Raw genomic sequence first — 6,000 nt, forward strand, 5'->3', positions numbered from 1 at the left:
TAATTAAGGATTAACAGTAGACATTTAATAGGATTCATCGTTCTGTTTTTAAGAGCCATCATATCCGTCACGGAACCTATTTTCATATTGAAACTTCTTTAAAATAAGTTGGATCATGTATGATAATTTTTTTTCCTAGAACGGTGATAATGCTTTCATTCTTTAATTGCTTTAACACTCCACTAACTGTTTCGCGACACGTCCCAGATATTTTAGAGATTTCGGTTGTTGTAAGTGGGCATGAAATTATAATTTCTTCTCCCTCTTGTTCTCCTAAAAAATTCATTAAATGATGTAGCGCCTGAATGACACGATCTTGTGCATTTGGAATTGAAATATTTTGTACGCGGCTTTCATTCACTTTCAATATAGAAGATAACTGTTGAACAATATACATAAGCTGTTTTCGACTTGATCGAATCATATTCTCAAAAATTACAGTGGGAATATAGTATACATCTACATCTGTCATTGCAACAGCTGTATAATCGTAAGCTTTGTCTGTAAACATATCACCATAAGGAAAAATAGAAAATCGCTTGATATATTCCTCATATAATAAATTCCCACTTTGATTGACTCGTTCTAATTTTACAAATCCATCTAATACAAGGTAAATTCTTTCTCTGGAATCACCTTCTAAAAATAAAAATTGACCTTTTTTATAGGTTCGCCAATAGAGAAGTTCTGCTAGGCTCTTCAATTTTTTATCCGTTAAATGAGCAAATAATTCAAACTGCTTCAAGTCTTCAACTACGTTTCGCTTTTTCATAAAACGCCCTCTTTCTGTATACCGGAGTAAAAATTCAAGAAAGCCTCTTCAAAATTTATTTTATCATAATTAGTTTCGAGATCGTTTTACGTTCATGAATACTTTATGAATGTTATTTACTAAACAGTATACTGTACATAAAAAAAATGAAGCAAATCACTTCATTCTTTTTATTGGTTTAAAAGCCTCTTATATGTAAACACATGCATCATGCTTAGAAATAATAGTGCCAGTATTTTCTTCTAACGCTTCATACACTTTTTCTAGTGAGGTAATAATTGTTTTTCGTTTTGGATCTGTATTAGCAAAGTTAATCGCTGCTTGAATTTTCGGAAGCATACTTCCTGCGGCAAATTGATTATCCCGTATATATTGTTCTAATTCATCAACTGTCACTGCCTCTAATTTCTTTTGATTTGTTTTATTAAAGTTTAAATAAACGTGATCAACTGCAGTTAAGATAACAAGCGTATCAGCATCTACCAATTCAGCTAGTTTTTGAGCAGCAAAATCTTTATCAATAACAGCCTCAATTCCTTTTAATCCCTCTTCAGACTCAATAACCGGGATTCCTCCGCCTCCAACAGCAATCACTATATCTCCATCCTCCACTAAGGAATTAATGATCTTATGTTCATGAATACTTACAGGTTTTGGGGATGGTACAACTCGTCTCCATCCTCTTCCTGCGTCTTCTTTAAATACCGCTTTGGTTTCTTCCATTAACTTTCTTGCTTCCTCTTCAGTATAAAAAGGGCCAATTGGTTTTGTTGGATTTTCGAATGCTTCATCCTTTTCATCTACAATAACGCGTGTTATAACGGTGGCAACATCTTTTTTTATTTTACGTTTTTTCAGAGCCTTCTCAATCGCATTTTCCATCCAATATCCAATCATACCTTGGCTCATTGCACCACAGGTATCTAACGGCATTGCTGGTGTTTTTTCCGTTTCTGCTACTTTTTGTTGTAATAGGATGTTACCAACCTGTGGGCCGTTTCCATGTGCAATGACGATATCTACATCATTTTCCATAATCTTAGTAAGTTGTTCTGCTGTTCTTTCCAACGCTTCTTGTTGCGCTTGTGCAGTAGCGTCCCCAGATTGTATTGCATTTCCACCCAATGCAACTACTATTTTTTTTCTTTTCATCCTTCAACCCTCCAATTGATTTCATATTTACAAGATCTTATACAAGAATGCATCCCGTTTATTTAAAAAGTAATATTACCTGTAATCAGTCCATAAATTGCAAAAAATGCTAAAGCTCCAATGGCCACAGATGAAGCAAGTTCAACACGAGTAAATATTTGTTTTGGATTCGTTTGCTTTTGAACATTGTAAAAAATGAAAATCCCAGGAGCATATAATGTCATTGTCAGTAATAAATAATCTAAGCCCGCTGCATAAATTAACCAAATTCCATACATACTCGCCACTAAACCAATTATAATATTCTTTGTTCGATCATTTTCTTTAGATTGTAGACTAAACTTAAATTGATAAAATGCCGAAAAGGCATACGGAATTAAAATAGCAGAGGAAGCGAGAGAAAACGCAAAATGATAGGCTTGATCGGAAACTATAAATGTTAATAAAAAAATTTGAATTAACCCATTTGTTATCCATAATGAATTTACAGGAGCTTTGTTCTTATTTTCTTTCGCAAACCACTTTGGAAATACGCCATCTTTAGCAGCTAAATACGGAATTTCAGATGCAAGTAAAGTCCATCCTAGCCAAGCACCTAATACAGAAATAACTAATCCTAAGTTAATAAAAATCGCGCCCCATTTTCCGACAACACTTTCAAATAAATAAGCCATGGCTGGATTTTTCAAATTAGCAACATCGGCTTGTTGCATAAGCCCTAGAGATAATAGTGTAAGTAGGATGTAAATAATAAGAGTCCCCATTAATCCGATGACAGTCGCCTTTCCTACATCACTTCGGTTTTTAGCACGACTTGATAGGACAACAGCTCCTTCTACACCAATAAATACCCAGAGGGTTACAAGCATTGTGCTCTTAACCTGACTACCTACATCTCCCCATGAAAAAGAACCCGCTTGTCCCCAAAATCCATCTAAGAAAATATCAATATGAAAGGCGAAGATTCCTACCACAATAAATACAAAAACGGGTACTAATTTTGCAATTGTTGTTACTAAATTTACAAGGGCCGCTGATTGTATACCACGTAAAATTAACATGTGAACACACCATAGTAATACACTCGCGCCAATAATTGATGCTACATTTTGCCCCCCTTCAAAAACGGGGAAAAAATATCCAAGTGAAGAAAATAACAATGTACCGTAAGCTACATTTCCAAGCCAAGCAGACAACCAATATCCCCATGCACTATTAAACCCCATAAAGTTACCAAACCCCGCTTTTGCATAACTAAAAATGCCACCATCTAAATCTGCCCTTTTTACGGTTAAATTTTGAAATGATAATCCAAGGGCAATCATTCCTATACCCGTTATAACCCATCCAATAATAATTGCACCGGCACCAGCACCTTTTGCCATATCGCTTGCTAAGTTAAATGCTCCGCCGCCTATCATAGAGCCAACAACAAGAGCTGTTAAAGTAAATAAGCCTAATTTCTTTTCTTCACCCATTACACTCACCTCTCTTTAATCACAATAAAAATAAATAGCAGTAGTCAATGATAGTGTCTAAAGGTAGGGAAAGAAGGAAGTTTAACCTCCTTCTTTACTCCATATTTCCTAAAGTAGCTGCCATAACCGCTTTAATTGTATGCATTCTATTTTCTGCTTGATCAAATACTTTTGAATACTTGCTGCGGAATACTTCGTCACTTACTTCCATTTCTTTTATTCCATATTTTTCATAAATTTCTTCTCCATATAACGTTTCTACATTATGGAATGCAGGTAAACAATGTAAGAACATAACATTTTCATTTCCAGTCGCTTTAATCATGTGCATATTTACTTGATATGGTTTCAATAATGTAATGCGTTCAGCAAATTTATCTTCTTCCCCCATGGATACCCATACATCTGTATAAATTACATCCGCCCCTGCAACAGCCTCTTCAACATTGCTTGTTACCTTTACTTGATTATTATATTTTTTGGCCATATCAATCACTTCTTGTGCTGGCCATAAAGATTCCGGTGTACAAATACGAACCTCCATTCCAACAATTGCTCCACCTACTAGTAAACTATTAGCGACATTATTTCGTCCATCTCCAACATAAACGAGCTTAACGCCTTTTAAATGTCCTATATGTTCTTTTATAGTTAATAAATCTGCAAGTGTTTGTGTTGGATGCCACATATCTGTTAAGCCATTCCATACCGGTACACCTGAATTTTCAGCTAAAATTTCTACTGTTGCATGATCAAAACCACGGAACTCAATTCCATCAAACATTCGCCCTAGAACTTTTGCTGTATCTTCAACAGATTCTTTTTTTCCAAGCTGAATATCACCTTTCCCTAAATATTCAGGGTTGGCGCCTAAATCTGTACAAGCTACTGTAAATGCACATCGCGTACGAGTTGAAGTTTTTTCAAATAAAAGTGCTACATTTTTGCCATCTAAATAACGATGTGGAATACCATTTTTCTTTTTCTCTTTTAATTCTGCTGCTAAGTCTAGAAAATATAATAAATCTTCTTCTGTAAAATCTTTTTCAGCAAGAAAGCTTTTTCCTTTTAAGTTCGGTCTAGTCATTAACATGATTCATCCCTACTTTCTCCATTATTTATACTAAATATCTTTTCGAACAATCGGCATACTCATGCAGCGTGGACCCCCACGACCACGAGATAATTCCGAACTGAGTACCTCAATAACTTCTATACCATGCTCACGTAATAAAGCATTGGATACATAATTACGATCATATGTAACAACTACTCCTGGTGCAATTGCCAATGTATTAGACCCATCATTCCATTGTTCACGAGCAGAAGCGATTACATCTCCTCCTCCACAAGGGATAAGTACCAATTCACTTAATCCTAATACTTCTTTTAAAGTATCCATTAAAGAAGTACGATGTGTAATTTTAAGAGTTTCTGCATCCAATCCTTTTTCTAAAATATAAATGTTCATATTTCCTTTTGGTCCTTGGATAGCTGGATGAATTGTAAATTTATCGTAATCGACCATTGTAAATACTGTATCTAAATGCATAAACGCTCGACATTTTGGAAGTTCTATGGCCACTACTTTCTTAATTTTATTTTGACGACTAAATAAATTTTTAGCTAAGCGCTCAATTGCTTTAGCTGAAGTACGAGCAGATACGCCAATTGCAATTGTTTCCGCATTCAAGATTAATTCATCGCCACCTTCAATTGGAAACTTGTAATCACGATCTAACCAAACTGGCACATTATGATTTGCAAAACGTGGATGATGTTTAATGATATATTCCATAAACAATGATTCCCGTCTACGTGCTGGTTCTCTCATTTTATTAATCGTTAAGCCGTCCCCTATAGTAGCTGCTGGATCACGGGTAAAATATAAATTTGGCATTGGATCTAAATAAAATGGATAATGGTCTTCCATTAACTCATATAAATGTGCTTTCTTACTCGCTTCAATTTCGTTTTTCCGCACACCGCCCATAATTTTTTGAATCAATTCTTCATTTGAAAAGGAAAGTAAATATTCTTTTAAAGTTTGATGTGCAACATTTACATCAGCATGTCCTTCTTTTAAAATACGATCAACAAATTCTTCTCGAAGCTTTTTACCAACTAACGCCTCCGCTGCTAGATTTTCTAAATAAAGAACTTCAACACCCCGATTGCGTAATGTTTGTGCAAAATAATCATGTTCTTTTTGAATAATTGGTAAAAATGGAATATCATCAAATAATAACTGCTGTAAATAATCTGGCGTTAAGTTTTCTACTTCTTTACCAGGGCGTTTTAATAAAACCGTTTGTAATTCTCCAATTTCTGAAGTAACATGTATCGGATGTTTCATTTGCTGTACCTCCTTTTAAATTTTTTGATGCCTTTCAAGTACATAATAAACGTTACAAACCTCCCCATTTTTGAAAACGCTAACATTTTCTATTGAAATATTTCACAAAATATTTTTTAAAATAATTTAATCTTGTATTTTTATGAACTTTTTTATCACAATGATCGCTAAAATTCTATACATTACGTATATATGATGTATAATGACCTCTTAATTAATATTAGATAAAAAAACTGTGTCTA

Annotated in this window: 5 protein-coding genes; all 5 read right to left on the reverse strand. The window is 34.4% G+C overall.

The genetic code is table 11. The annotated features are described in order from the left end of the window. Window positions 1-82 precede the first annotated feature (82 nt). Window positions 83-772 carry a Crp/Fnr family transcriptional regulator gene (locus DT250_RS18620; protein ID WP_149213521.1) on the reverse strand — a complete coding sequence of 230 codons (690 nt, stop codon included), beginning with the start codon at window positions 770-772 and terminating at the stop codon, window positions 83-85. Between the two features lie 189 nt (window positions 773-961). Further along, window positions 962-1,924, reverse strand: coding sequence for a carbamate kinase (gene arcC, locus DT250_RS18625; RefSeq protein ID WP_097891128.1), 963 nt, complete (start codon window positions 1,922-1,924; stop codon window positions 962-964). A 62-nt stretch (window positions 1,925-1,986) separates the two neighbouring features. Further along, window positions 1,987-3,402 (reverse strand): arginine-ornithine antiporter, encoded by a 1,416-nt coding sequence (arcD, locus tag DT250_RS18630; protein ID WP_149213522.1) that lies wholly within the window; start codon window positions 3,400-3,402, stop codon window positions 1,987-1,989. A 94-nt stretch (window positions 3,403-3,496) separates the two neighbouring features. Beyond that, on the reverse strand, window positions 3,497-4,495 hold the full coding sequence (gene argF / locus DT250_RS18635; RefSeq protein WP_097891124.1) for an ornithine carbamoyltransferase: 999 nt from the start codon (window positions 4,493-4,495) through the stop codon (window positions 3,497-3,499). Between the two features lie 30 nt (window positions 4,496-4,525). Then, entirely contained in the window at window positions 4,526-5,758 is a 1,233-nt protein-coding gene (gene arcA / locus DT250_RS18640; protein WP_097891122.1) for an arginine deiminase, read from the reverse strand. Between the last annotated feature and the right edge of the window lie 242 nt (window positions 5,759-6,000).

It is taken from the genome of Bacillus sp. AR2-1 (assembly GCF_008368755.1).
GTDB lineage: Bacteria > Bacillota > Bacilli > Bacillales > Bacillaceae_G > Bacillus_A > Bacillus_A wiedmannii.

Bases quoted from the DNA above. Each gene is read 5' to 3' on its own strand.
- DT250_RS18620 (WP_149213521.1), bottom strand. From the start codon at position 772: ATGAAAAAGCGAAACGTAGTTGAAGACTTGAAGCAGTTTGAATTATTT.
- arcC (WP_097891128.1), bottom strand. From the start codon at position 1,924: ATGAAAAGAAAAAAAATAGTAGTTGCATTGGGTGGAAATGCAATACAA.
- arcD (WP_149213522.1), bottom strand. From the start codon at position 3,402: ATGGGTGAAGAAAAGAAATTAGGCTTATTTACTTTAACAGCTCTTGTT.
- argF (WP_097891124.1), bottom strand. From the start codon at position 4,495: ATGTTAATGACTAGACCGAACTTAAAAGGAAAAAGCTTTCTTGCTGAA.
- arcA (WP_097891122.1), bottom strand. From the start codon at position 5,758: ATGAAACATCCGATACATGTTACTTCAGAAATTGGAGAATTACAAACG.